At 70.2% G+C, this 24233-nt stretch carries 20 protein-coding genes; 9 read left to right on the top strand and 11 right to left on the bottom strand.

What is annotated here, in order from left to right; all coding sequences use genetic code 11:
* Window positions 1–5 precede the first annotated feature (5 nt).
* Window positions 6–233, bottom strand: coding sequence for a potassium transporter TrkA (locus ACGFIK_RS13345; protein WP_327026287.1), 228 nt, complete (start codon window positions 231–233; stop codon window positions 6–8).
* Between the two features lie 76 nt (window positions 234–309).
* Complete coding sequence (locus ACGFIK_RS13350; RefSeq protein WP_327026288.1) at window positions 310–1815, bottom strand: glycoside hydrolase family 43 protein; 1506 nt, start codon at window positions 1813–1815, stop codon at window positions 310–312.
* Between the two features lie 270 nt (window positions 1816–2085).
* Here ACGFIK_RS13350 and ACGFIK_RS13355 point away from each other — a divergent pair, with 270 nt between their 5' ends.
* Window positions 2086–2910, top strand: a complete 825-nt coding sequence (locus tag ACGFIK_RS13355; RefSeq protein ID WP_327026289.1) for a glyoxalase — start codon at window positions 2086–2088, stop codon at window positions 2908–2910.
* Here the strand turns inward: ACGFIK_RS13355 and argS are convergent.
* Both argS and ACGFIK_RS13365 read right to left on the bottom strand, forming a co-directional pair.
* On the bottom strand, window positions 2846–4570 hold the full coding sequence (gene argS / locus ACGFIK_RS13360) for an arginine--tRNA ligase (RefSeq protein ID WP_327026290.1): 1725 nt from the start codon (window positions 4568–4570) through the stop codon (window positions 2846–2848). The genes ACGFIK_RS13355 and argS overlap by 65 nt on opposite strands.
* Window positions 4571–4909: 339 nt before the next feature.
* Window positions 4910–5371 (bottom strand): VOC family protein, encoded by a 462-nt coding sequence (locus ACGFIK_RS13365; RefSeq protein ID WP_327026291.1) that lies wholly within the window; start codon window positions 5369–5371, stop codon window positions 4910–4912.
* 190 nt (window positions 5372–5561) lie between these two features.
* On the opposite strand from ACGFIK_RS13365, the gene katG reads away from it, so the two are divergent.
* From katG to ACGFIK_RS13390, 5 genes are all read left to right on the top strand, one after another.
* On the top strand, window positions 5562–7763 hold the full coding sequence (katG, locus tag ACGFIK_RS13370) for a catalase/peroxidase HPI (RefSeq protein WP_393339401.1): 2202 nt from the start codon (window positions 5562–5564) through the stop codon (window positions 7761–7763).
* 109 nt (window positions 7764–7872) lie between these two features.
* Window positions 7873–8502 carry a sigma-70 family RNA polymerase sigma factor gene (locus ACGFIK_RS13375; protein ID WP_327026292.1) on the top strand — a complete coding sequence of 210 codons (630 nt, stop codon included), beginning with the start codon at window positions 7873–7875 and terminating at the stop codon, window positions 8500–8502.
* Window positions 8486–9571: a hypothetical protein gene (locus tag ACGFIK_RS13380; RefSeq protein WP_327026293.1), complete on the top strand. Its 1086-nt coding sequence runs from the start codon at window positions 8486–8488 to the stop codon at window positions 9569–9571. Before ACGFIK_RS13375 ends, ACGFIK_RS13380 begins: the two co-directional genes overlap by 17 nt.
* Complete coding sequence (locus ACGFIK_RS13385; RefSeq protein WP_327026294.1) at window positions 9568–10656, top strand: ABC transporter ATP-binding protein; 1089 nt, start codon at window positions 9568–9570, stop codon at window positions 10654–10656. Before ACGFIK_RS13380 ends, ACGFIK_RS13385 begins: the two co-directional genes overlap by 4 nt.
* A complete protein-coding gene (locus ACGFIK_RS13390) occupies window positions 10656–11504 on the top strand; it encodes an ABC transporter permease subunit (protein ID WP_327027141.1) in 849 nt (282 codons plus the stop codon). Before ACGFIK_RS13385 ends, ACGFIK_RS13390 begins: the two co-directional genes overlap by 1 nt.
* A 28-nt stretch (window positions 11505–11532) precedes the next feature.
* Here the strand turns inward: ACGFIK_RS13390 and ACGFIK_RS13395 are convergent, their stop codons facing one another.
* On the bottom strand, window positions 11533–12948 hold the full coding sequence (locus tag ACGFIK_RS13395; protein ID WP_327026295.1) for a PLP-dependent aminotransferase family protein: 1416 nt from the start codon (window positions 12946–12948) through the stop codon (window positions 11533–11535).
* Here ACGFIK_RS13395 and ACGFIK_RS13400 point away from each other — a divergent pair.
* Complete coding sequence (locus ACGFIK_RS13400) at window positions 12947–13921, top strand: DMT family transporter (protein WP_327026296.1); 975 nt, start codon at window positions 12947–12949, stop codon at window positions 13919–13921. The two genes, ACGFIK_RS13395 and ACGFIK_RS13400, sit on opposite strands and share 2 nt — an antisense overlap.
* Before the next feature lie 16 nt (window positions 13922–13937).
* Here the strand turns inward: ACGFIK_RS13400 and ACGFIK_RS13405 are convergent, their stop codons facing one another.
* The 4 genes from ACGFIK_RS13405 to ACGFIK_RS13420 form a co-directional block, all read right to left on the bottom strand.
* On the bottom strand, window positions 13938–14753 hold the full coding sequence (locus tag ACGFIK_RS13405; RefSeq protein ID WP_327026297.1) for an SAM-dependent methyltransferase: 816 nt from the start codon (window positions 14751–14753) through the stop codon (window positions 13938–13940).
* A gap of 212 nt (window positions 14754–14965) precedes the next feature.
* Window positions 14966–15523 (bottom strand): dihydrofolate reductase family protein, encoded by a 558-nt coding sequence (locus ACGFIK_RS13410; RefSeq protein ID WP_327026298.1) that lies wholly within the window; start codon window positions 15521–15523, stop codon window positions 14966–14968.
* Window positions 15524–15681: 158 nt separating this feature from the next.
* Window positions 15682–18258: a M14 family zinc carboxypeptidase gene (locus ACGFIK_RS13415; protein WP_327026299.1), complete on the bottom strand. Its 2577-nt coding sequence runs from the start codon at window positions 18256–18258 to the stop codon at window positions 15682–15684.
* 187 nt (window positions 18259–18445) lie between these two features.
* The gene (locus ACGFIK_RS13420; protein WP_393339408.1) at window positions 18446–20029 is read right to left on the bottom strand and encodes a DHA2 family efflux MFS transporter permease subunit; all 1584 of its coding nucleotides are present in this window, start codon (window positions 20027–20029) and stop codon (window positions 18446–18448) included.
* Window positions 20030–20438: 409 nt separating this feature from the next.
* Between ACGFIK_RS13420 and ACGFIK_RS13425 the strand changes: the two genes are divergently transcribed.
* Both ACGFIK_RS13425 and ACGFIK_RS13430 read left to right on the top strand, forming a co-directional pair.
* Complete coding sequence (locus tag ACGFIK_RS13425; protein ID WP_393339410.1) at window positions 20439–21173, top strand: hypothetical protein; 735 nt, start codon at window positions 20439–20441, stop codon at window positions 21171–21173.
* Entirely contained in the window at window positions 21170–21610 is a 441-nt protein-coding gene (locus tag ACGFIK_RS13430; protein WP_327026303.1) for a DUF4913 domain-containing protein, read from the top strand. The genes ACGFIK_RS13425 and ACGFIK_RS13430 overlap by 4 nt, the downstream gene beginning before the upstream one ends.
* A 61-nt stretch (window positions 21611–21671) precedes the next feature.
* Here ACGFIK_RS13430 and ACGFIK_RS13435 read toward each other — a convergent pair whose 3' ends face one another.
* Window positions 21672–22652, bottom strand: a complete 981-nt coding sequence (locus tag ACGFIK_RS13435; RefSeq protein WP_327026304.1) for a hypothetical protein — start codon at window positions 22650–22652, stop codon at window positions 21672–21674.
* A gap of 108 nt (window positions 22653–22760) precedes the next feature.
* Window positions 22761–24230, bottom strand: coding sequence for a glycoside hydrolase family 19 protein (locus ACGFIK_RS13440; RefSeq protein WP_393339413.1), 1470 nt, complete (start codon window positions 24228–24230; stop codon window positions 22761–22763).
* Window positions 24231–24233 lie beyond the last annotated feature (3 nt).

Consider the following 24233-nt stretch of genomic DNA (forward strand, 5'->3'; position numbering starts at 1 on the left):
GTCGGTTACTCCGTGAAGTAGGTGCCGGACAGCAGAGCCCCCACCTTGCGGGCCTGCTCCTCGGACATCTCGATCACGGCCACCGGATCGTCCGCCCCGGCGGCGAGGACGTACAGGTCCCGGGTCCCGTCCCGGCGTACCACGATCGAGATCCGCTGGGTGTGGCTGCCCAGGTCCACGTCGTACCGTCTGCCGATGCCCGGCAACTCCTGCACATAGACGCCCTTGCCCATGGCCTCTCCCGCCGCCGCGCGATGTCCTGTCCGAATCCTACGAGCCACCGGCCGTGACGCCAGTACCCCGGAGGGGTCACGAGGTCAGTCGGAAGGTCGCGTCGTTGCGGGCCTGGGTGTCGGTGATCGGGTCCAGGCGCAGTTGGTAGTCGTAGTGCCGCAGGTACCGGTCGGGGTAGTTGTACGACTGGAACGACGACCAGCCGCTGTTGCCCAGCCCGGGGACCTGCCGGAAGGTGGCGTCGGCCGCGAAGACCGCACCGCCGTCGTTGGCCGCCAGCACGAAGTCGAACCCGTAGTGCCGCAGGTAGTGCCCGGGATAGTTGACCGACTCGAAGGAGACGTACCCGGCGTTGCCGGCCAGGCCGGGCACCATCCGGAACTGGGCGTCCTGGGCGGGGTTGACGTTCGCGTCGATGCGTACGTCGTAGTTGGCGTGCCGCACGTAGCGGTCCTGGTGGGTGTACGCCTGGATCCGGTGGACCGGGGCGTTGCTGGGCCAGCGGGCCAGCACCCGGCTCTCCTCGGCGGCGGTCAGGTTGAGGATCGAGCCGTGCCGTTTGCGGCTGGCCCCCATGTGGAAGTCGGACCGGGTGCGGAAGTTGGTGACCGCGCCAAGGTTGGTCGAGGTGATCGGCAGGTAGCCGCGGCCGGTGGCGTACTGGTCCAGGTACAGCGCCCACTCGTTGCGGCCGTTGAACTGCATCCACATCGGCCCCTCGACCACGTTGCCGCCGCCGGTGCCGTTGGAGATGCCCAGGTGGGACAGGTTGCCCAGGCTGGTCCAGGAGCCCAGGATCGAGTTGCTGGCCTCGATCGTGATGTGTCCGTCGGCGGAGGCCCGGTAGTAGCGGTAGCCGCCGACGCTGTCGGGTACCTCGATGATCTGGGTGTCGATGATGCCCTGACCGCCACCCGGACGCTCGATGTACAGCTGCGGGGCGGTGAAGCTGCGGAAGTCGGTCGTGCGCACGTACCAGATCCGGTGTTTGGTGACCCCGTTACGGGCGGAGTTCGTCGCCCAGTAGACGACGTAGTCGCCGGTGGCCTGGTTGTAGATGGCCTCCGGCGCCCAGGCGTTGCCCGCCCCGGGGATCCCACCCGCGACGTTGATCAGCCAGGGGGTGGACCAGTTGACCAGGTCGCGGGACTCCCACACCACCAGGGAGGTGCTGCCCCGGTTGGCGGCGTCGCCCCACGGGGTGCCGCTGGCGATGCGCAGGTCGGTGGCGACGATCCAGTACCGGTCCCCGGCGGGCGAGCGGACCAGGGCCGGGTCGCGGACCCCCCGGGTGCCGATGGTGGAGAGCAGGACGGGGGCACCGTTGTTCAGGTCGCGCCAGGTCAGCCCGTCCCGGCTGTGGGCCAGGTAGACCTGTTCCCCGGTGGCGGACTCCCCGGTGAAGTGCGCCATCAGGTACCCGGTGAACGGATCCAGCGCGGCAGCTCCCGGCGCCTGCGCGGCGGCCTCGGCACCCGGTCCCGCTGCGGCGGCCTCGGCACGGGGTGCCTGCGCGGCGGGCAGCAACAGCAGGCAGACGGCGGCGAGCAGCGCACCCACCCGGCCCAGAACTCTCGACATCCGTTGCTCTCCTCGCCGGCGGGGTCCAGGGACGACGCTTGTGAGCGTTAACAACAACCCCGGCGACCCGCCGGGATCACTGTTATCGGCTTGTTTCGCAAGTGTTTACGGCCGCCTGTGCACTGTCAAGACATCGATGCGCATCGGTTGCTGTAGTGGTCGGCCCGGGCGCAGATCAGATGCTGCGATCTCGGCCCGCGCCCCGGGACCCCGTACTACCAGGTGGGCGGGACACACTGGTCGGGACATCGACCGGAACCGGGGGTACGGGTGAAGACGACCGAGGAACGGATAACGCCGAACGAGACCACCCTGCCGCTGCTGCCCTGTGCGGCGGTGGACGAGACGATCGTCTTCTGGCGGGCCCTCGGCTTCGCGGTGACCTGGGAGCAACGCAAGCCGTACCTGTTCCTGGCCTTCGAGTTCAGCGGCTTCGAACTGCACTACGGCCGTCCGCCGCGCGGGTTCGAGCCGGCCGAACAGACCGTCGGCTGCCTGGTGATGGTCGACGCGGTCGCGCCGTACCATGCCGCGTTCGTAGCGGGGATGCGCGGCACGTACGGCAAGATGCTGTCCCAGGGGTTGCCTCGGATCACCCGCTACCGGCCCGGTGCGTCGCGGTTCAGCGTCGTCGACCCGTCCGGCAACACCATCACCTTCATCCGCCGCGACGAGCCGGCCGAGCTGGAGTACGGCGGGTCGAAGAAGCTGGCCGGTCTGGCCCGGGTGCTCGACAACGCCCGCACCCTGCGCGAGTTCAAAAGCGACGACCAGGCCGCCTTCCGGGCCCTCAACTCCGGACTGCGCCGGCACGGCGACGAGGCCCCTGCCGTGGAGCAGGCGTTGGCACTCGCCGCCCTGATCGAACTGTCGACCGCGCTGGGCAAGGTGGACCTGACCACCCACCCGCCTCCGCCCGGCTGCCCCCGCCCCTCCCCCGCCCTGTTGATCAAGAGGTTTTGGTCTGAGGAAGCGCATGCCCGAGACGCAAACCTCTTGGTCAACAGAGACCAGGGGGCCGAAGGGAGGGCTAGAGGTGGGTGGGGGCGGGAATGCCGAGGAGGGACAGGCCGGTGTGGAGGGTGTCGCCGGTGAGGTGGCACAGGGCCAGTCGGTTGGACCGGACCGGGTCGGGGGCGCGCAGCACCGGGCAGCGTTCGTAGAAGGTGGTGAAGGTCTGCGCCAGCCGGTACAGATAGCCGCAGAGCCGGTGCGGTTCGTAGTGGGCGAGGACCTCGGTGAGGGTGTCGGCGAAGGCGTCCAGGTCCAGGATCAGCGCCCGCTCGGCCGGGTCCAGGGTGGTCGTCGGGTCCACCGTGGGGGCGAGGTCCCCGGCCCGGGCCAGGAGTGACCGGATCCGGGCGTGGGCGTACTGGAGATAGACGCCGGTGTTGCCGGTCAACGCCAGCATCCGCTGCGGGTCGTAGGTGTAGTCGCGGGTACGGCTGGTGGCCAGGTCGGCGTACTTGACCGCGCCGATGCCGACCTGCCGGGCCCGCTCGTGCAGGGCCGTCCCGGTCAGGTCCGGGTTCTTCGCGGCGACCACCTCGCGGGCCCGGTCGACCGCCTCGGTCAGCAGGTCCACCAGGCGCACGGTGTCACCGGTCCGGGTCTTGAAGGGCCGCCCGTCCGGGCCGAGGACCGTGCCGAAGGCGACATGCACGGCGGACACCTGCGGCGGCAGCCAGCCGGCCCGCCGCGCGGTGTCGAAGACCATGGTGAAGTGCAGCGACTGCCGGGCGTCGACCACGTAGAGCAGCCGGTCGGCGTGCAGGTCGGCGACCCGTTGCCGCAGCGCCGCCAGATCGGTAGCGGCGTAGCCGAAGCCGCCGTCACGTTTGCGGACGATCAACGGGCTAGGTGCGCCGTCCGGTCCGCGTACCTCGTCGAAGAAGACACAGAGCGCGCCGTCGCTGGGCACCGCCACGGCCTGGGCCGCCAGGTCCGCGGCGACGCCGGGCAGGGCATCGTTGTACGCGCTCTCGCCGACCGCGTCGGCGGGGGTCAGCCGCACCCCGAGCCGGTCGTAGACCTCGGTGAAGTAGCGGGTGGACTCGGCGACGATGTCCTGCCAGGCGGCCACGGTGTCCGGGTCGCCGCCCTGCAACGCCACCACCCGCTGCCGGGCCCGTACGGCGAACTGCGGATCGGTGTCGAACCGGGCCCGGGCCTGCCGGTAGAGGGTGGCCAGCCGGCTCATCGACACCTCGTCGCTGTCGTCGGGCGTCAAGGGCTGCTCGTTCTGGTACTGGATGAGCATGCCGAACTGGGTGCCCCAGTCACCGATGTGGTTGCGGCGTACCACCGTGCCGCCGAGGTGTTCGAGGATGCGGACCAGCGCGTCACCGATGATGGTCGAGCGCAGGTGCCCGACGTGCATCTCCTTGGCGATGTTCGGCTGTGAGTAGTCGACGACCGTGGTGACGCCGACCTCCGGCGTACCGACGCCCAGCCGGGGGTCGGCGAGCCGCCCGGCGAGCTGGGTCAACAGTGCCCGGTCGGTCAGGTCCAGGTTGACGAATCCGGGCCCGGCGACCTGGGCCGACAGGTCCTCGGCGCGCAGCGCCTCGACCACCTCGGCGGCGATGTCACGCGGGCGCCGCCGCAGCGACCGGGCCGCCGCCAGCACCCCGTCGGCCTGGAAGTCGGCGTGCTCCGATCGGCGCACCTGCGCAACGAAGTCCGCCAACCCCAGGGAAGTGGCGGCGGCGGAGACGCTGTCGGACAACGACGAGGCCAACGAGGGCACGGTCACGGGTACTCCCGAGAGGGCTGGGGTGAGCGGGTCACGAGACGACGGCCGGCCGCAGCATGGCGGCGAGCACGACGGAGAACGCGCGGAGAAGCTCGACGACTATCGTCGTCGCAGGCGGAGGCGCAGGCGACGGACAGCGGCAACCACCAGTCCCATCTCCACCACCTCGACGCCAGGGGTCGCGCACCAAACGCGACCAACACCCCCACCCTACCCACCTCACCCTCCGCCCCACCCACCCCGCCCTGTTGATCAAGAGTTTGTGGTCTCCAGAACGCGATTTCGAGACTTCTTGATCAACAGGGCGTGGGCAGGGCTGGGCGACAGGACCCTCCCGGGTTAGGGGTTGGTGGTGAAGCCGTCCAGGGTGGTGCGGGTTTCGGGGGTGTGCAGTTCTTGGAAGAGGGTGATGTGCAGGCCGGCGGGGGCGTCCAGGCGGGCGTTGACGGAGTGCCATGGGGTGGTGGTGGGTGGGGCGACCTGGGTGGCGCCTCCGGCGACCAGGCGGTCGGTGGCGGCGGGGGTGTCGTCGACCTCGAAGGCCACTCGCAATCTCGGCGCGACCTGCTGCCCGACCTCCACCTCGTCGATCATTCGCTTCTGCGCCGGGTTGGCGATCTCCAGGGTGGCCCGGCCGGCGTCCAGGATCACCACCCGGGCGTCGCCGTCACCGGCGTAGGCGGCCTGCTCGGGTAGGCCCAGCACGTCGCGGTAGAACCGGACCGCCGCCTCGTAGTCCTCGGCCTCGACGACCAGCCGCAGTTGACGTACCGGCGACGTGGGCAGCTCAGACGGATTCACGTTTCAGTCTCCTACGCATCGGGGTGAACGCCGGTCCGCCGATTTCGGCGACCACCGGCGGTACGGGCTCGGTGTACGCCACGCTACTGAGGGCGGTCGCCCCAGCGGACGCATCCTGGCGCGTCACGCAGTGTCCCGAAAGCGGGACGTTCAGTTGACATAGGCGAGAATCCGTTTGCAGAGGAGAGACGTGTCCGAAAGCGAGAACCCGGCAATCCCCTCCCCGGCTCCCAAGCCGGGTCGACCGAAGACGAACCAGGACTGGTGGCCCAACCAGCTCAACCTTCAGGTGCTGCACCAGCACTCACCCCGGGCCAACCCGATGGGTGCGACATACGACTATGCGACCGAGTTCGCCGGTCTGGATGTCGAGGCCCTCAGACGCGACGTCTTCGAGGTGATGACCACCTCGCAGGAGTGGTGGCCGGCGGACTACGGCCACTACGGTCCGCTGTTCATCCGGATGAGCTGGCACTCCGCCGGCACGTACCGGATCGAGGATGGTCGGGGCGGTGCCGGCGACGGCGCGCAACGCTTCGCCCCCCTCAACAGTTGGCCGGACAACGCCAACCTGGACAAGGCCCGCCGGCTGCTCTGGCCGGTCAAGCAGAAGTACGGTCGGAAGATCTCCTGGGCCGACCTGCTGGTCTTCGCCGGCAACTGTGCCCTGGAGTCGATGGGTTTCAAGACCTTCGGCTTCGGTTTCGGGCGCGAGGACGTCTGGGAGCCGGAGGAGATCTTCTGGGGGCCGGAGGACACCTGGCTCGGCGACGAACGCTACAGCGGTGACCGGGAACTCTCCGGCCCGCTGGGTGCGGTGCAGATGGGACTGATCTACGTCAACCCGGAGGGTCCCAACGGGGTTCCGGATCCGTTGGCCTCTGCCCGGGACATCCGGGAGACCTTCCGGCGGATGGCGATGGACGACGAGGAGACCGTGGCCCTCATCGCCGGTGGGCACACCTTCGGCAAGACCCACGGGGCCGCCCCCGCCAGCTACCTGGGCCCGGAGCCCGAGGGCGCCCCCCTGGAGGAGCAGGGGCTGGGCTGGCGGAACAGCTTCGGCACCGGCATGGGCAACGACACCATCACCAGCGGCCTGGAGGGCGCCTGGACCCCCACCCCGATCACCTGGGACAACAGCTACTTCGACACCCTTTTCGGGTACGAGTGGGAGGTGCACGACAGCCCGGCCGGGGCGAAGCAGTGGCGGCCGAAGAACGGTGCCGCCTCCGACGCCGTGCCGTCCGCCCACGACCCCTCGATCCGGTACGCCCCGATGATGGCCACCAGCGACATCGCGCTGCGCGCCGACCCGATCTACGAGCAGATCTCGCGGCGTTTCCATGAGCACCCGGACCAGCTCGCGGAGGCGTTCGCGAAGGCCTGGTACAAGCTGCTGCACCGGGACATGGGTCCGGTGTCGCGTTACCTGGGGCCGTGGGTGCCCGAGCCGCAGCTGTGGCAGGACCCGGTGCCGCCGGTGGATCACGAACTGGTCGACGTCGCCGACCTGGAGAGCCTGAAGGCGTCCCTGCTGGCCGCCGGCCTGTCCGTGGCCCAACTGGTCCGTACGGCGTGGGCCTCGGCGGCGAGCTTCCGGGGCACCGACCAGCGCGGCGGCGCCAACGGGGCCCGGATCCGGCTGGAGCCGCAGCGCAACTGGGCGGTCAACGACCCGGCCGAGTTGGCCCAGGTCCTGCCGGTGCTTCAGGGGGTGCAGGAGGAGTTCAACGCCGGGCAGTCCGGGGGCAAGCGGATCTCCCTGGCGGATGTGATCGTCCTGGGTGGGTGCGCCGCCATCGAGCAGGCGGCCCGCAGTGCCGGGTACGACATCACGGTCCCGTTCTTCCCCGGTCGTACCGACGCCAGCCAGGAACAGACCGACGTGAACTCCTTCACCGTGCTCGAACCCCGGGCCGACGGGTTCCGCAACTACGTGCGCCAGGGGCAGAAGCTGTCGCCGGAGACCCTGCTGCTGGATCGGGCCAACCTGTTGAACCTCACCGCGCCCGAGATGACCGTCCTGATCGGCGGGCTGCGGGCCCTGGACGCGAACACCGGACAGACCCCTCTCGGGGTGCTCACCGACCGGCCCGGGATGTTGACCAACGACTTCTTCGTCAACCTGCTCGACATGGACACCCAGTGGAAGGTGTCCACCTCGACGGAGAACGTCTACGAGGGCCGGAGTCGGACCACCGGCAAGGTGGTCTGGACGGCCACCGCGGTCGATCTGGTCTTCGGTGCGAACTCCCAGCTCCGAGGCATCGCGGAGGTGTACGCCAGCGCCGACGGCCAGGAGAAGTTCCTCCAGGACTTCGTCGCGGCCTGGGTCAAGGTGATGAACCTGGACCGCTTCGACCTGAGGGCGTCGACCCGGTACGCCTAGGGGTGGCGTTACGGGGGTGGTGCGGCACTGGTTGCCGCACCACCCCTTCGTGTCGCCACATTTCCTGCCGAGGGTGTCACTTCCGGGCGGTCGACGGTGCTTACCAGGTATGGAGGAGGAAGCTGGTCGAGTCGGGCGGGCAGGGGTGGCCCCCGCGCCGACGGTGTCCGGGCCCGCCCGCCACACCGCCGGGCCGACCGTACGCGAGGGGGGTGGCGTGCTCGGGTCGATCGCAGCGGGAGAAAGCGGCATCCGGGCCGATCTCGAACAGGTCTTCCGGGCCAGCTATCCCCGGATCGTCGCGGTCGCCGCCCGGGTCCTGGGGTCCCGCGCCGAGGCCGAGGATGTGGCCCAGGAGGTGTTCCTGGCCTTCGGGCGCTCCTCGGTGCCGGCCGGTCAGGCGGTGGGCTGGCTGTCGGTCGCGGCGGCGCACACCGCGCTGAACCAGGTCCGGTCCCGCCGCCGCCGCACCGCCCGGGAGCAGTTCGCGGGCCCCCCGGAGGCGGCCCCGGACATCGCCGAGGCGGTGGTGACCCGCGACGAGTGTCGACGGGTACGGGCCGCCCTGGCCCAACTGCCCCGCCGACAGGCCGTCGCCCTCCTGCTGCGGCACAGCGGTCTCAGCTACGCCGAGGTCGCCGCCGCGCTAGACCTCTCCCCCGGCAGTGTCGGCACGACCGTACGCCGGGCCGAGTCCGCCCTACGCAAGGAGTTGAACCGTCATGCGTCATCCGAGTGACGGCACGCTGCGCCGGCTGCTGGACGAGCCGGCCGGTGTCACCGACGCCGACCGGGCACATGTGGCGAACTGCCCTACCTGCCTGTCGGCACTGGCCGCGGCCCGACAGGACGCGGCGATCAGCGCGGCGGCGCTGGCCGAGCCACCGCAGGTCGATGTGGAGGCCGGCTGGCAGCGGCTGATCCGTACCATCGGCGACCCCGACCCGGTCCGGGTCCGGGCCCCCCGGGCACGGCGGTGGCGGGCCGCGCTGCGCAGCCCGGTGGTCGCGGCCGTCGCCGTTGTCGCCTTGGTGGGTGGGGCCGGGGCCGCGGCGGCCGGGAACTGGTTGCAGATCTTCCACACCGAGCGGATCGCCCCGGTCACGATCGCCCAGGCCGACCTGGTCGCCCTGCCGGACCTGTCGGCGTACGGCGAGGTGGAGATGACCGAGGCGGCGAATGTCCGTCAGGTCGGCGACGCCGCCGAGGCGCAGCGGGTCACCGGCCTGCCCCTGCCCCGGGTCGACCGACTGCCCCGGGGGGTGAGCGGTGAGCCGACCTTCCAGGTCGGGGACCGCACCAGCGCCGTGTTCACCTTCTCGGCGGCCAAGGCCGAGCAGGTGGCCGCGGCGGCCGGTGAGCCGCTGCCGCAGCCGCCCGCCGGTCTGGACGGCAACCAGTTCCGGCTGACCGCCGGCCCCGGAGTCGCCGCGGTGTGGGCGGCCGAGCGGGGGGTGCCGAACCTGATCGTGGCGCGGATGGCCGCCCCGACCGCGTACTCCTCCGGCATCGAGCTGTCCACGGCGGTCGACTACCTGCTGTCGCTGCCGGGCCTGCCGGAGAACCTCGCCGCCCAGTTGCGGCAGTTCACCGGCGACGGTACGACCTTGCCGCTGCCGGTCAACGCCCGGTATCTGACCGCCGGCACCACCGAGGTGCACGGGAAGCCGGCCACGGTGCTCACCTCGCGGGACGGGGTACTGGCCGGGGTGGTCTGGGTCGACGCCGGGACGGTCACCGCGGTGGCCGGGCCGTTGACCGCCGACGAGGTGCTGTCGGTGGCGCGCGGCCTGCGGTGGGACCGGTGACCGGCCCGGAGGCCCGGCCGAGCGGCCGGGTAGCCGCAAAGAAGGGCCCGGTCACCCGGAACGGCGGTCGGCACCTCGCCCAGCGGGACCTCCTCGTCGAGCGGGACGGCACGCCTGCCGGGGTGCAGGACGGCGGATCGGTCGAAGCGGCGGAGCGACTGCTGGCCGAACTGCCACCCACCCCGGCGGTGTGGTGCTCGCAGTTGCGCAAGAGGTACCGGCGACGCACCGCAGTCGACGGTGTCTCCTTCACGGTCGACCGGGGTGAGGTGGTGGGGCTGCTGGGCCCCAACGGCGCCGGCAAGACCACCGTCATCAAGATCCTGCTGGGACTGGTCCGACCGGACGGGGGCGAGGTGCAGTTGCTCGGACGACCGGCGGGTGATCCGCGCTCGCGGGCTCGGGTCGGCTATCTGCCGGAGCTGTTCCGGTATCAGCCGTGGCTGACCGCCGCGGAGGTGCTGACCCTGCACGTCCGGCTGGCCGGTGCGGAGGTGCCGCCACGACAGCGGCAGGAGTGCCTGGCCGCCGTCGGGCTGGCCGACCGGGCCGAGGACCGGGTGGGCGGCTTCTCCAAGGGCATGCAGCAGCGCCTGGGATTGGCGGTGGCGCTGGTGGCCCGCCCGGAACTCGTCGTCCTGGACGAGCCGACCAGCGCCCTGGATCCACTGGGCCGGGCCGACGTACGGGACCTGCTGCTCTCCCTCAAGGCTCGTGGGGTGGCCGTCCTGCTGAACTCGCACCTCATCGGCGAGGTGGAACGGGTCTGTGACCGGGTGGTCATCCTCGACTCCGGGCGGGTGGCCGCCGCCGGTACCCTGGCCGACCTGCTCGGCCAGGGTGAGCTGCGGCTGCGGCTCGACGGGGTGGACGAGCGGGCCCGTGACCGGCTGGCCGCCGCCGGTGCCCTGACCCAGGAGGGGAACCTGTTCACCGTCCGGCTGTTGGACACCGAGCCGACCGCCGTACCGGAGCTGGTGGCCGACCTGGTCGGCCTGGGGGTGCGGGTACACGCGGTCGAGCCGGGGCGGGTCAGTCTCGAGGAGCGGCTGCTGGCCATCCTGCGTGCCGGAGGCGACCGGTGATGATCTTTCGGACCGTACTCACCATGGCCGCCCTGACCCTCCAGGAGGCCGCCCGGCGGCGGGTGCTGCGCTCCCTGGGCGCACTGACGGTGGTGCTGCTGGCGCTCAGCGCCTGGGGGTTCTCCCGGATCGACGCCGAGTTCGGCGGGCTGACCAGCGGCGAGGCCCGGCTGGTCGCGGCCATGGTGCTCAACCTGGTGATGTTCGGCCTGAGCCTGATCGCCGCCCTGGGTACGGCGTTCCTCGCCGGTCCCACCCTGGCCGGTGACATCGAGTCCGGGGCGGCCCTGGCGATCCTGGCCCGACCGGTGCACCGGTTCGCGGTGCTGGTGGGCAAGTGGCTCGGGCTGATCGCCTTCGGCGCCGGCTTCGTCGCCCTGGCCGGCCTGGCTCAACTGCTGGTCGTACGGGTCACGGTCGGCTACTGGCCGCCGCAGCCGGTGACCGGCCTGGCGCTGCTCGCCGCGCAGACCGTCGTACTGCTGACCCTGGGGCTGCTGCTCTCCAGCGTCAGTTCACCGATGGCCTCCGGGGTGGTGGCCGTCGGCCTGTTCGGTGCCACCTGGATCGCGGGGGTGGTCGGCGCGTTCGGCACCGCGCTGGACAACGAGGGGGTGGCCCGGGTCGGTACGGTGTCCCGGATGCTGCTGCCCACCGACGGGCTGTGGCGGGGGGCGATGAACGCCTTCCAGGATCCGACCGTGCTGATGCAGTTCGGCCCGGCCATGCAGGGCCACCCGTTCCTCAGTGACGCCTCGCTGACCCTCACCTACCTGGCCTGGGCGGTCCTCTGGGTGGCGCTCGTGCTAGGCCTCACCGGGCTGGTGTTCCGCCGCCGTGACCTGTGATTCGTCGGCAGCGGCACCGGTGGCACCGTCACCGTCGAGGGGCGCGGCCCTGCTGGTCCAGGGCACGGGACAGGCGCCGGACGGCCTCGTCCATCAGGTCGGGCCCGGCGGCGGCGTAGGTGAGGCGCAGGTGCGCCGCCGGTGCTTCGGCGGCGTACCAGGGACGACCGGGGAAGACGACGACGCCCTCGGCCGCCGCGGCGGCGGCCAACGTCAGGTCGTCGGTGCCCTCGGGCAGCCGGAGCCACAGGTGCAGGCCGCCGCGTGGCACCGGCTGTCGGTCGACGAGGTCCGGCAGGTGCCGGCGCAGCGCGGTCAACAGCGCCTCGCGCCGGGCCCGCAGTGCGGTACGCAGCGCCCGGAGGTGACGCGCCCACGCCGGGGCGGTGAGGAACTCGATCGTGGCCTGTTGCAGTGGGCCGGCGACGAAGAAGTCGTCGAGCAGTCGGGCCGCGCGGAGCCGGGCACCGGCCGGCCCGACCGCGCCGAGTGCGGCCACCCGCAGCCCGGGTGCGGTGGATTTGGTCAGCGAACGCAGGTAGACGACATGCCCGTCCGGGTCCTCGGCGGCCAGTGGCGGCGGGGCCGACCCGTCGATGGTGAGGTCACGGGCGTAGTCGTCCTCGATCAGGAACGCCCCGGCGTCGCGTACCGCCTCGGCGACCTGGGCTCGGCGGTGGGCGGCCAGGGTGGCGCCGTGCGGGTTGGCGTGCAGGGGTTGGCAGTAGAACAGCCGGGCACCGGTGCGGGCGAACGCGGCGGCCAACTGGTCGGGTCGTACTCCGTCTGAGTCGGCGGGCACCGGCACCACCCGCAGCCCCGCCGCCTGGGCGGCGGCCAGCGCACCCAGGTAGGTCGGCGACTCGACGAGCAGTGCGTCGCCGGGCGTGGCGAGGGCCCGCAGGGCCGTCGACAGCGCGGCCTGGCCACCCGGACAGATCACCATGTCCTCGGCGCGCAGCCCGCCGCCGACCTCGCGGGCGAACCAGGCGCGCAGGTCCGCCCGTCCCTCGACCGGTCCACGCTGCCACGACGCGGGCTGTCGGGCGGCGCGGGTGAGCGCGGCGCCGAGGGCGGCGGCGGGCTGCAACTCCGCCTCCAGATAGCCGCCGGACAGCGGGATCGCCCCGGCGGGCGGTAACGCCAGTAACGCCTGCATCTCCTCCTCGCCGGGACGGCGGGCGCCGAGGGCGACGGTCTGCCAGGACAGGTCGGCGGTACGGGGCTCGTCCGGCCGGGCCGCCACATAGGTGCCTCGACCGGGCCGGGTCTCGACCAGGCCTTCCCGGACGAGGTGCCGGATCGCCTCGGCGACGGTGACCGGCGAGGCCCGGTGCCGACCGGTCAACTCGCGTACCGAGGGCAGTCGGGTGCCGGGACCGGCGACGGCGGCCAACCGACGCAGATCTTGGATAACGCGGCCCGTTGCGTTACCGTCATTCATGAGAGAAGAGAGTAGCGCTACTGCCCGGTCGACGGTAACGCCGCCCGATCGGGCGGTCGGTCTGATGCTCGGCGCGCTGGGCGTGCTCGCCTTCAGCATGTCGCTGCCGGCCACCCGGATCGCCGTACAGCAACTCGATCCGTGGTTCGTCGCCTTCGGACGCTGCGTCGGCGCGGCGCTGCTGGGCTGGGCCTATCTGCGGGTCACCGGGGCGCCACGGCCGAGCCCGGGTCAGTGGCGCCGGTTGTCACTCGTCGCCCTCGGCGTGGTGGTCGGCTTTCCGCTGTTCACCTCGTTGGCGCTGACCACCCAGACCGCCTCGCACGGCGCGATCGTCATCGCCGTGCTGCCCGCCATGACCGCCGTGTTCGCCGTGCTGCGCGCCGGGGAACGCCCGCCGCCGCTGTTCTGGGTCGCCAGCACGGGCGGACTGCTGGCGATCCTCACCTTCCTCCTCGCCAACGGCGCGGTGCTCGGCACCCCGGCCGTGGCGGACCTGTTCCTGCTCGCGGCGGTCGTGCTCGCCGGTCTGGGGTACGCCGAGGGCGGCGCGCTCGCCCGCGAACTGGGCGGCGCCCGGACGATCTGCTGGGCCCTGCTGCTCTCGCTGCCCGTCACCGTGCCGATCACCGCCGTCGCCGCCCTGGCCGATCCTCCGCACGCCGACGCCGGCGCCTGGTCGGCGTTCGGCTATCTCACCGTGGTGTCGATGTTCCTCGGCTTCTTCGCCTGGTACGCCGGACTGGCCCGGGGCGGCATCGCCCAGGTCGGCCAGATCCAACTCGCCCAGCCCGTGCTCACCCTGGTCTGGTCGGCACTGCTGCTCGGCGAACGGGTCACCCCGGCCTCGATCGCGGCCGCCCTGGTGGTGCTGGCCTGCATCGCGCTGGTCCAACGCACCCGCACCACCAGGCCGGCGACCGTGCCGGTGCCGGCGGCGACCGTCGCCGGTGAGAACGCCTCCCGCCGGTGACAGCGCCTCCCGCCGGTTACGGCTTGCGGCCGACCGCGCAGTACTGGTCGATCTCGGCGGGGTCGGGATCGGCGCCGTCGGGCCGCCAGCGGGTGACCGAGACGACCCCGGGCTCTACCAGTTCCAGTCCCTCGAACAGGGCGGCGATCCGTTCCGGACTGCGCAGGTGGTACTTGGGGTTGGCGGAGACGTTCCAGATCCGTGCCGCCTCGGTGACCGCCTCACTGGTGTCGCTGCCGTCGTACATCGCCAGGTAGCTGCCCGACGGCAGTTCGGCCATGATGCTGTCGATGATCGACTTGGCTTCCTGGTCGGACTCGATGTGACCGAGGATGCCCATCAGGATGAGCGCCACCGGCTGGCCCAGATCCAGGATGCGGGCCGCCTGGCGAAGGATGCCCGCCGGGTCCCGCAGGTCCGCGTCGACGTAGTCGGTGGCGCCCTCGGGGGTGCCGACCAGCAACGCCCGCGCGTGGGTCAGCACCAGGGGGTCGTTGTCGACATAGACGATGCGCGCCTGCGGGTTCACCGACTGGGCCACCTCGTGGGTGTTGTCGGCGGTGGGCAGGCCGGTGCCGATGTCGAGGAACTGCCGGATGCCGGCGTCGCCGGCCAGGTAGCGGATGGCCCGGGTCAGGTAGGCCCGGGAGAGGCGGGCGTTCTCCGCCAGCTGCGGCAGGTTGGCGATGATCTGGTCGCCGACCTCGCGGTCGGCGGCGAAGTTGTCCTTGCCGCCGAGCAGGTAGTTCCAGATCCGGGCGGTCTGCGGCACGCCGGTGTCCAAGGTGGACTTGTTTCGTTCGCCACCGGTCACGGCCGCACCGTCCGCCACGATCACACCTCAGTCTCGTCTGGACTTACCCCGAAAGATGAAGGGAAGTCTAGACCGGGGTCGATGACCGCACCCTCAGCGACCCCTCACCTCCCGGCAACAGTTGCCGTCGACAACCGCGCAGCCTGCGAAACCCGGCCCGAGATGAGGGTGGCTCGGTTCGTACAGGTACCCCCCGGCCCCGTGACCGGGGGGTACCTGACCCGGCCGGATCAGTGGATGACGTCGTAGATCGCCAACTGCACTCCGTTGCCATAGGTGGCGTGCTCGACCAGGGTCAGCCGCTGCTTGTCGGCCCCCTCCGGGGCGAACAGCCGCCGACCGCCGCCGAGCAGCAGCGGAAAGACCAGCAGGTGGTACCGGTCGACCAGACCCGCCGCGGCGAGCCCCTGGGCCAGGGTGGCGCTGCCGTGCACCAGGATGGTGCCGCCCTCGCCCTGCTTGAGGGCGGCGACCTCGTCGAGGGACCGCAACACCGTGGTGTTGTGCCACCGGGGATCGGTGAGGGTGGTCGACACCACGTACTTCGGCATCGCGTTGTACGCCGCGAACTCCTCCATGGTCGGCCAGACCGGGGCGAACTCGTCGTAGCTGACCCGGCCGATCAGCAACGCCCCCGCCTCCTGCTCCTCGCGGGCCTTGATCTCCCACACGGCCTCGTCCATCGGCACGTCCTTGAACGTCCAACCGGCGTGCGGGTGACTGCCCCCGCCCGGTGAATCGATCACGCCGTCCAGGGACATGAACTCGGTGACGATCAACGTACGCATGGTGCGGGTCTCCTTCATCGACGAGCTGTGGTGCCTTCACCGCAACGTCGAACGGGCCCGGCCGGATTCGACAACCGACGGAGAAATTTCGTCGCCGACGAGCAGTGCCCCGTCGGTGCGACAACTCGCACCGACGGGGCACCGAATACCTCAGCGGACTACTTCTTGGGCTTGCCCTTGCCCTTCTTGTCCTTCTTCTTGTCCTTCTTGGGCTTGTCCGGGTCCGCGTCACCGATGGTGATCGTGGCCTTGTTGAAGTTGTTGCGCTTGTCGGCCTTCGACGGGTCGTAGTTCTTCTCGATGTTGCCCGCCGCGTCGACCGAGAACCAGTGGAAGGTCGTCGTCTCGGTCACGTGGAACACCTCGCCCGGCTCCCGGAACTCGGTCGCCTTGTAACGGGGCGAGTCGAGGGTCGGGCGGCTGCCGTCGGTGGTGTAGTAGATGGTCGCCGGCTCGCTGACCTCGAACCGTACGTCCACCGGGCCGGAGAACCGGCCGGCGCCCGGCACCAGCGTGGAGGTGGGGGCCTTCTTGTCCTTGCCCCACTCCGCCGCGATCCGGAACATCTCCATGATGCCGTTGGCGTACTCCATGGTCTCGGCGTGCCCGCTGACCAGCTCGGGGTTGCCCTCCCACGGCGGCTGGAAGGAGCCGCCCTGCCAGTTGCCGGTCGCCGGGTTGTAGACCGAGCCACCGACCTCCCAGCCGAAGGAGTAGATGCCGTAGGTGTGGTACAGGTCCTCGCGGACGTTGCCGGCGGACGAGTAGAGCACGTCGGAGGAGCCACCCACGTTCTCCGGGGTGACCACGGTCTCCCGGTACGCCTTCACCTGGGACAGGATGCGGGAGGCGGCCTGCCAGTAGAACATCTCGTCACCCAGCGGCGGACGGGGGGTGGTGACCCGACCGTCGGCCTTGTAGGCGCCCGGCTGCCAGAACAGCTGGCCACCGTTGGAGTGCACCGACATGAAGAACTTGATGTTCGAGTAGGTCTCGGCGAGCCAGACGATGTTCTTCGCCTCCGGCTCCGACAGCTTCTCCGGACCCTGGTACGTGTTGCTGGTGCAGACGAACGAGCCGCCGGCGTAACCGTCCTGGGCGGAGCCCACCCGGTAGTTGCGGTTCAGGTCCACGCCCCAGGAGTTACGGCGAGCCGGGTCGGCGTCCGCGTCCGGGCAGTGGTTGGTCATGTTGCGCCGCTGCGAGGCGAAGTTGTAGAAGCTGTAGTTCGCCCCGTCGGGGTTGTTCGTGGGGATCAGGAAGATGTCGGTGTTGTCGACGATCTTCTTGGTCTCCTTGTCGGTCTTGTAGTTGGCGACCAGCCGCTCCGCGGTCTCCAGGGTGGTCGTCGCCGGCACCCACTCGCGGGCGTGGTCCTGGGCCTGGATCAGGACACCGGGCTTCTTGCCGTCACGGTGCTTGCCGATCCGCAGCACGCGGACCGTGTTCGGGCCACGCGGCACGTCACCCTCGGGCGCACCGACACGCTTCTCGTCCAGGAAGTCGCTCAGCGCCACCGGCGCCGTCGGCGCCACGATGCCGGTGCCGGCGTTCGTGCGGTACGGGTGCGAGCGGTCGATCAGCCCGTTGGACTGGGTCTTCAGGGCCGTCGCGACCTCAGCGGCGGTGCTGGCCAGCGCACCGGAGGAGTCCTTGGCGAGCAGGACCCGCACGGCCTTGCCGTTGACCTCAACGGACAGCGGCAGGTTGGCGCCGGGCCGGTCGACGAACTCGACCGTGATGTCGTTGCCGCCCTCGTGGCCCCAGGCCGCGGAGGTGACGACGACCGCGGACTGGCCGGTGCCACCGATGGTGGCCTGCGCCTTCCGCTGGTAGCCGTTCGTCTTGTACGGCAGGTAGACGATCTCGGCGATCTTCGGGTTCTCCCGAGCGATCTCGTCCATCCGGTCGTGCAGCTGCTGCGGGTGCTTGTACCCGTCGACCAGGTTCCACTTGTAGCCCGGCTTGTCGGTCAGCGGCGGCTCGCCGTCTTCCAACCAGTCGGACACCGGGCCGACCGCGACGCCACCGGTGGAGCTGGTGACCCGGATCTGGCTCGGCCGGGTGTCCAGCTTGAACAGGTTCCGGTGGAACATGTACTGGCCGGAGTCGATGAACCGGCTCATCGTCCGGGCGAAGGCGAAGTCGGTGCCCTGGCCGGAGTCGTTCTCCAGCTGCATGCCGACGATCGGGTCGGTCTGCGCACCCTCGGTGGTGCGCGCCTCGACGTAGAGGAAGCCCTGGCCCTTGGTGGTGAACCAGTCGGCGCGCGCGATACGTACCGCCGCCTCGTGGCTCTGGGTCGACATGGTCGTCGCCTCGGGCATCGACCGGGCGGTCGCGGCCCGGGCACCGACGGCCTGGAACCCACCGTCGGCCTCGTCGCTCCAGGTGAAGCCCTCACCCTCGGCGAGGATCCGGACCCCCATCGCCTCAAGTTCGACGCGCTGCTCGGGGGTCACCACGGCTTCACCCTCGATGCCGTCCGGCACCCGCTGAAGGCCGTGCTCCAGGTCGAAGCCCGCAGCCACCACCCGGTCGAGCATGTCCGACCCGGTCAGGTGGATCCGCACCACGTCGGCGTTGTCCGCGTGCTCCAGGTGGGAGCGACCGGCCTCGGCCGTGGGCTCCGGCGCTGCCGCGGACTCCGCGACGGCCGGTTGGCCGGCCAGCAGGACGCTGCCCACCAGCACGGGTACTACGAGAAGAGCGATGCGTTGTCGCGTGCGCCGCATTCTTCCCTCCTTATTTACTCGAGGCATGGGTGGGAAGAAGCTACCGGCGCCAGTCGAGCCTGACGGCCTGCGTCGGGCCCAGTTGACCGAATCTTGAGTTAAGGGGGGCCGGTCCGGGTCAGACACGCGGCGGGGAGCCGCCGGAGCCGGCCGCCGGGAGGCTCCCGACGGCCGGCGCAACAGCCGGTCAGTGGATGACGACCGGGGCCTTCGGCTGGTCGCCGGGCTGGTCGTCGAGCAGGTGGGACCGCTCGCGCCGACGGGGCAGGAAGGCCGCCGGGATGAGGGTCAACGCGACCAGGGCGAAGGCCACCCAGAAGGTGCCGGCGAAGGCGTCGGCGGCGAAGTCCAGCCCACGCTGGATCAGCGACGGCTCGACCGGGAACTGCTGGAGCAGTTCCGGCTGCTGCTGGGCCGCGATGGCCAGGCCGGCCTCGGTGACCGGGTTCCCGTTCGGGTCGGTCACCCCCGGGATCGGGGTGGACTTGTTCAGCTCGTTGGTCAGGATCACCGACATCACCGCGGCTCCGATGGAGCCACCGATCTGCTGGAGGATGTTGACCAGGGTGGAGCCGCGGGCCACCTCGTGCCCGGTCAGGGTCCGCAACGCCGAGGTCATGATCGGCATCATGGTGCCGCCCATGCCCAGACCCATCACGAACAGCGAGCCACAGATCAACACGTACGAGGTGTCCGCGTCGACCTGGGTGAAGGTGGCGAACCCGGCGATGATCAGCAGCAGGGCGAACGGCACCGTCCGGCCCACCGGCACCTTGTCGGCGAGCATCCCGGCGATCGGCATGGTCACCATCGCCCCGATGCCCTGCGGGGCGATCAGCAGACCGGCGGCCAGGGTCGACTCGCCCCGCACCTGGAGGAAGTAGCTGGGGAACAGCAGCCCGGCGCCCATGAAGGCGATGATGAACACGAACATCGTCACCGCCGCCACGGTCAGTCGACGGTTGCGGAACAGCCGCAGGTCCAGCAGGGGGTGCCGGGGCCGGAACGAGTAGACGACGAAGGCCACCACCAGGGCCGCACCGATCAGCATGGGCACCCACACCCCGTTGTCGGCGAAGGTGCCGGTCTCCGGCAGGGTCGACACGCCGTAGAGGAACAGGGCCAGACCGGGCGAGAGCATCAACATGCCGAGGAAGTCGAACGACTCCGAGGGCTCGGGGTTGTCCTTGGGCAGGGCCATCTGCGCGTACACCAGGGCGACCAGGCCGATCGGCAGGTTGATCAGGAAGATCCAGTGCCAGCTCGCCACATCGATCAGCCAGCCGCCGAGGATCGGGCCGCCGATCGGGCCGAGCAGCATCGGGATGCCCAGCACGGCCATCAGTCGGCCGATCCGGTGCGGCCCGGCCGCCCGGGTCATGATCGTCATACCGAGGGGCATGAGCATTCCGCCGCCCAGGCCCTGCACCACCCGGTAGGCGATCAACTGCCCGATGGTGTCGGCGGTGGCGCAGAGCCCCGACCCGATGGTGAACAGCGCCAGGGCCAGCATGTAGAGGCGCTTGGTGCCGAACCGGTCGGCCGCCCACCCACTGAGCGGAATGACCGTGGCCAGGGCGAGGGTGTAGCCGGTCATCGTCCAGGCCACCCGGGCGTACGAGGCGTCGAACTCGCTCTGGAAGGTCGGCAGGGCGACGCTGACCACGGTCACGTCGAGGATCGACATGATCGCGCCGAGCACGACGACGCCGGCCACCTTGAGAACCGCCGCGTCGAGCTTGTCCGAGGTCGGGACAGACTGCTGTTTCACCAGGTCTCCTGAATCGAAAGTGCCCGTCGGGCGTCGCTGGTGGCACCAGCCGGCGATGGCGGGCATGACCATGGGCGCGAACCCGCAGCGCAGATTAGCCCGCGCCGGTTTCGCCACGCCCATGAATTAACGGTCAGCAGACAAACACGTCACGTGTTCTGCATCACTGGACCCGGTGCTCGGAGATGCCGCCAACACTCAGCGGTGTGGACCAGGGGCGGGAGGCCCGGCACGGCGGTGGCAGAGATTGCCGCCTGCGGTGAACCGACCCCGCGCCTGCTTCGTCAGGGGGTTGTCCGCACATTCCCCGAGCCCTTCTCCGGGAGAACAGCACATGGTCGACAAACACAGCGACAACACGGAAAACATCAGGATGAGGCGGCGGCGATATGACCAGACGGTTCGCTCCATGGGTGGAAGGACCTCCCCAGGCTCGAGTTCGGACTCCGACACCGCCGACACCCGGGATGTGACCGCGCAGAACCTGAGTCGGATCGATCTCCGCGAAACCAGCGACGGTCAGTCCGCGCAATGGGTAGCTACCACGGCTCCCAGGAACACGGTCACCCACGACCCTTCGTTCCCGTACTCCCAGTCGGGCCAGCCGGGCCTGACTACCCACGGCACTCTCCAGCACGAAGTGGGTGGCCACGAGCAGGCCGACCGGGTCTACCAGCACCCCGACGACCCTGACCTGCGCGGGGTCAACATGCACCTGCCCGGTCAGAGCGCGGATGATCCGGAGTGTGTCGCCTCCTACCAACGGCAGTTCGCGACCATCCAGGAGAACTGGGACGTCGTGACAACCGCCCTGGACCAGGACTGGGCGGTCAACCAGGACCCCGCATGGAGGGACCACGTGAACAGCCGAATCCAGTACGCGCAGGCGACGGCGCATGTCCACAACGAGTCGACCGCCATCGACCTGACCGACTCCCTCAGGGGTGCAGGCCTCGCCGACGGCCCGCTCGGCAACCAGCTCCGCGCCATCACCAGCGAGGCCCGCCGTCGGCAGATGCTCGGTGGCGAGGTGGAGCGGATCCCCCTGGTGACCGCCACCTCGTCCACCCGGATGGCCGCGTACACCCACACCCTCGGCGGTGCGCAGGGATGGCAGCAACCCAAACCCAAGGGCAGGAAGTGACGACCGTGTACGACTCACCGCCAGCACCGGCGACGGTCGCCGCCCCAGCGCCGCCACCACCGCCGCCACCCCGGCCGCGTTTCATCTCCTTCCTCGACGACCAGGAGTACGACGAGGCAATGGTCCGGCTGAGCCTCTGGGTGGAGCATGTCCTGCTGCCGACGTACGGCCGGGAGGTGACTTCGGCAGCGCCCTGGTGTCCGCAGTGGTGGAACCATGCCGAGGCGGTGGTCCAACTGCACGCGCTGTGGCTGGCCTGGGAGGAGTTGACCGGCTATGCGGGCGGTCCGTTGGGTCCGGCCAACTGGCACCGGGACTACCTGGGCCCGGTGATGAACTCGCTGCGGGATCCGGCCGGCCCCTTCGCCGGTTGCAAGACCGGGTCACACCGGGCGAAGACGACGCCGGTCGTGGAACCGTTTCCGATGGGCCTCTGAGGGTGGGTCTGCGGTGACCGCACGGACGGCCACCGCAGACCCGTCACCGGCCCATGCCGCCTCAGCTGCGCCCCTGCCGCTGAACCTGGCCTTGGCTCGGCCCTTGGACCTGCGCCGTCGAACTTGAGGCGACCTGGCTCGGGTAGCCGCCCGGATAGCGTCGGTCAAACTCCTTCAGCGGGATGGCCTTGTTCTGCGCCGGATCCATGGCCCACCAGGCCTCGGGCGTCGTCTGGCTGACGTGGGTGTTCCGATCGTTCGACCATTGCCAGGGGTTGCCCGGGTCGGAGCTGGTAGGTGAGGGGGTTCGCAGTGAACCGGAGGGTGAACTGCGGTCGGTACGGGCGGGGCCCGCGTGGTCGGGAATCTGGGTCAGGTGCTGCGGATCGACGAGGCCGGAGCCACTCTGGTCGCTCAGGGTGCCCTGGTAGTAGAGGGCGTCACGACCGGTTAGCCCCGCCGCCACCGCTGCGGCGCTCTCCCGCAGCTCGGCCTGCCCCGGCGCGAACCCGTAGGTCGTCAGGTCTCCCCTACCGGGCACCGCCGATGCCGGTAACGCGGCGCTGTAGTTGGCCCGGGCTGTCACCCGTGACCTTTCACCCCGCGTCACCTGCGCGCTCGGAAACAGGGTCTTGATCGATTCCCTCAGGTATTCAATGCGTTCCTTGCACGGATTGCAGGTGCCGTTCACCGCCGTGAACTCGAAATCGACCCGTTGAGCGTCTGAGCCGTGCGTAGTGGCGTATCTCCACAGCGCCTGATACGTCTCCTCACAGGCGCCGACCTCAGCCTCGATCCCCGTTTGTTTGACATCCTCGGAGGCGCCAGGCCAGGTCGAGAAGGACGAACTCTCGTAGCTCTTGTCCCTGCTCTTGAAGATCCGGTCGCTGAGTAGGGAGCCGTCGGCCATCGGCAGCTGAACCTCTTCGTTGTTGATGTAGACCCGCACCTTGAGCCATGTCTGCCCACGGACATCCGGGACGACCGCCGCGAGATCGTCAAATCGGTTCTGGGATGCTTGCCCGTACCCCGGTTGAGTCATTGTCGTCTACCTCCTGACCGGCTGCGGCAGGATTGGCCGCAGCACCAGCAACAACGGCTGCTCCGGCCAACCGGTTCACCCGATCGCCGCCGTTTTCAAGAATGTCCTTCAGCAGGTGAGGTCGTCTTCATTTCCGACCTCCACGCCGAGGCTGGTGGCGAAGCGTTCGTAGGCCGCCACTCTGGCCTGTACCTGGGCGGAGTTTCCCCCACCGCATTCCAGGGCGCCGTTGATGGTGCGGATGGTCTCGCCGAAGCCCCCGCCACCGGTCATCGCGGAGTGGGCGGTCATCGTGCCCGCCCCGGTCTGGGTCGTCCAGAACCACAGCGCGGTCTGCCAGGCGACCGAGGGATCGTCGCGTACCAGGTCCGGCTGGTTGAGCAGGTCCAGGCCGAGGGCGTCACCGGCGGCCTTGTAGTTGGTGTTCCAGCTGAGCTGGATCGGACCACGTCCGTGGTACGCGGTCTGTCCGGCCGGACACCCGTACGGCTGACCGGTGTCGCAGTAGTCACCCCAGGCGGCCTGGTTGATCTCCTCGATGTGCACCAGGCCACCGGACTCGTGGTTGACGTTGGCCAGGAAGGCCGCCAGTTCCCGCTTGCGGGTCTGCTCGTCCCCGGTGGCGGCGAAGGCGGGAAACTTCGCCATCGCCTCCTGGAGCCCGGCGTAGGTGTAGAACGAGTTCCGGTTCGGAAACATCGCCGTGAAGACCGACTCGCTGAGCAGGGTGGACCCGTCGACGTCCGGCCCGTCCTCGTCGGGCGGGGTGGGGTCGGGATCGGGATCGCCGTCGGGCTCCGGATCCGGTTCGTCCGTCACGGGGTCCGGGTCGGGCTCCTCCGTACCGGTGGAGGTGTACTTCTCAAACAGCCCTCGGACCTGGAACGGGTAGGCGCCCAGGGCCAGCACCGGCATACCGCCCTGGGCCTCGACGGTCTCCAGGCCGATCTCCCAGGCCATCAGGGTCAGGCTGAGGTGGTCACCGACCACCTTCTTCTCCTTGCTCAGCTGCCCGGTCCTCTCGGCCAGGTGGCAGAAGTACCGGGCATGGGCGTGGATGGAGTCCTCGGGGTCGAGCACGGAGGCTTCGCCACTGTCGTCGTCGTCCTCGCCGAACTCGTCGAACACCTCCGGGGTCAACTGGGAGAGCCCCTTGCGGCCCTGCGGGCCCTCCATGTCCGGGTCGAAGGCCGAGGCGTAGTCGATCTGGGCGGCCAGGATCACCGGGGTGAGCAGGTCGCACTTCTTGGCGGCGGCCCGGATCGGTGCGACCAGATCCTGGTCCGGGATGTTCCTCGGGTCGAAGGTCCCACGGCCGTCACCGCCGGAGAGTTCGATCAGGGCGTTGACCCGGGAGGTCTGCCCGTTGGGGTCCGAGGGGTCCGCCGAGGCCGAGGTCAGTTGCGATCCGCCGGCCATGGCGAAGATGACCAGCAGGACTATCAGGGCCAGCAGCGCCAGGACCACCAGCGGGAACAGCCCGACCACCGAGATGACCGCCCAGAGCAGCTGGGAGGCGTCCAGTTTGAAGATCGAGCTACCGGCCTGCCGGGCCGCCTGGGCCTTACGCAACGCCATGCC

Origin of the sequence: Micromonospora sp. NPDC048871 (assembly GCF_043198155.1) — a bacterium.
Taxonomy (GTDB): Bacteria; Actinomycetota; Actinomycetes; order Mycobacteriales; family Micromonosporaceae; genus Micromonospora.

Coding starts and splice junctions, on each gene's coding strand:
- ACGFIK_RS13410 (WP_327026298.1), bottom strand. CDS start 15,523: ATGCGTACGTTGATCGTCACCGAGTTCATGTCCCTGGACGGCGTGATC.
- ACGFIK_RS13390 (WP_327027141.1), top strand. CDS start 10,656: ATGATCTTTCGGACCGTACTCACCATGGCCGCCCTGACCCTCCAGGAG.
- ACGFIK_RS13415 (WP_327026299.1), bottom strand. CDS start 18,258: ATGCGGCGCACGCGACAACGCATCGCTCTTCTCGTAGTACCCGTGCTG.
- ACGFIK_RS13425 (WP_393339410.1), top strand. CDS start 20,439: ATGGGTGGAAGGACCTCCCCAGGCTCGAGTTCGGACTCCGACACCGCC.
- ACGFIK_RS13435 (WP_327026304.1), bottom strand. CDS start 22,652: ATGACTCAACCGGGGTACGGGCAAGCATCCCAGAACCGATTTGACGAT.
- ACGFIK_RS13345 (WP_327026287.1), bottom strand. CDS start 233: ATGGGCAAGGGCGTCTATGTGCAGGAGTTGCCGGGCATCGGCAGACGG.
- ACGFIK_RS13375 (WP_327026292.1), top strand. CDS start 7,873: ATGGAGGAGGAAGCTGGTCGAGTCGGGCGGGCAGGGGTGGCCCCCGCG.
- ACGFIK_RS13400 (WP_327026296.1), top strand. CDS start 12,947: ATGAGAGAAGAGAGTAGCGCTACTGCCCGGTCGACGGTAACGCCGCCC.
- ACGFIK_RS13350 (WP_327026288.1), bottom strand. CDS start 1,815: ATGTCGAGAGTTCTGGGCCGGGTGGGTGCGCTGCTCGCCGCCGTCTGC.
- ACGFIK_RS13380 (WP_327026293.1), top strand. CDS start 8,486: ATGCGTCATCCGAGTGACGGCACGCTGCGCCGGCTGCTGGACGAGCCG.
- ACGFIK_RS13440 (WP_393339413.1), bottom strand. CDS start 24,230: ATGGCGTTGCGTAAGGCCCAGGCGGCCCGGCAGGCCGGTAGCTCGATC.
- ACGFIK_RS13395 (WP_327026295.1), bottom strand. CDS start 12,948: ATGAATGACGGTAACGCAACGGGCCGCGTTATCCAAGATCTGCGTCGG.